Raw genomic sequence first — 1,263 nt, 5'->3', positions numbered from 1 at the left:
TGAGGTGTAGCAAGGATCTTGGACGCGGATCTCATAACGGTTGGGTTTCAGGCGGCGCGAGCGTAATACTCGGCCAGGGTCTCGGCGGGGGTCTTGTAGCCGAGGGTCGAATGTAGGCGTTGACGGTTGTAGAACACTTCGATGTAGTCCGCGACCGCCGTTCGCGCTTCGGTCCGGGTGGCGAAGGACCGCTGGTGGTAGCACTCGTTCTTCAAGCTCGCGAAGAACGACTCGGCAGCGGCGTTGTCCCAGCACACGCCGGTGCGGCCCATTGACCGCTCGACGCCGTTGGCGCGGCACCAAGCGGCGAACGCAGCCGCGCTGTACTGAGTTCCGCGGTCGCTATGGAACACCGCGCCCGCATCGAGGTGCCCGGCTTCCTTCGCGGCGGCCAGGGCGTCGGTGACCAGACTGGTGCGCATGTGGTCGGCCATCTGCCAGCCGATGACCATGCGGGTGTGCAGGTCGATGACCGTCGCCAGGTAGAGCCAGCCCTCTCCGGTCCTGAGGTAGGTGATGTCCCCGACCGCAACCCGCCCAGGGGCTTCGGCGGTGAAGGCCCGCTCGACGCGGTCGGGCACCGACTCGGCGATCTCCCCGGGGATCGTGGTCTTCTTCCAGGCCCTGGGCTGGACCGCTTCCAGGCCGGCCTCGCGCATCAGATCCGCGACCAGTCCCACCGAGCAGGCGATGCCCTCGCGGTTGAGCTGCGCCGCAACCCGGCGGCACCCGTAGGTCCGGCGCGAGGCCGCGAAGATCCGTTTGACCTCGACGGCCAGGACTCTCCGCCGGGCCGCGGTGGCCGTCTCGGCCCGGTTCTTCCAGTAGTAGAAGGTCGACCGGGCCACCCCGAGCAGCCGGCACATCCAGGTGATCTCGTAGCGGGCCTTCTCCGCCTCGATCAGGGCGCAGCGCTCGGCTATCCCTGCTCCCTCGCGAAGAAGGCCGCGGCTTTTTTCAGGAACTCGTTCTCCATGCGCAGCCGCGCGATCTCGGCTTCCAGCTCGCTGATGCGGGCGCGATCCACGGGTGTTTCCTCGGGTTGTGCTTCGGGGTGTTCGTCTTTCCAGGTGTTGACCCAGTTGCCCAGGGTCGTCGAGTTGATGCCGAGATCGCGCGCGACCTCGGCGACCGTTCGACCGGTCTGGACGACCATCTGCACAGCCTCCGCCTTGAACTGCGGGCTGAACTTCCGGCGCTTCGCGGGCATGGACACGATCCTCTCAAATCAGGATCCGTGTCCAACATCCTTGTTACACCTCA

General features: G+C 66.3%; 1 protein-coding gene. It reads right to left on the bottom strand.

The window, feature by feature from the left end:
* Positions 1-47: 47 nt before the first annotated feature.
* Positions 48-1,210, bottom strand: a protein-coding gene (locus tag GFD30_RS26090) for an IS3 family transposase (protein WP_407649208.1) whose coding sequence is annotated in 2 segments (ribosomal slippage) — positions 48-958 and positions 958-1,210 — 1,164 coding nt in all. Because the reading frame shifts where the segments join, the coding sequence is not laid out codon by codon here.
* Positions 1,211-1,263 lie beyond the last annotated feature (53 nt).

Origin of the sequence: Glycomyces albidus, from assembly GCF_009451885.1 — a bacterium.
GTDB lineage: Bacteria > Actinomycetota > Actinomycetes > Mycobacteriales > Micromonosporaceae > Glycomyces > Glycomyces albidus.
This window is presented reverse-complemented; position numbering and strand designations above follow the sequence as displayed.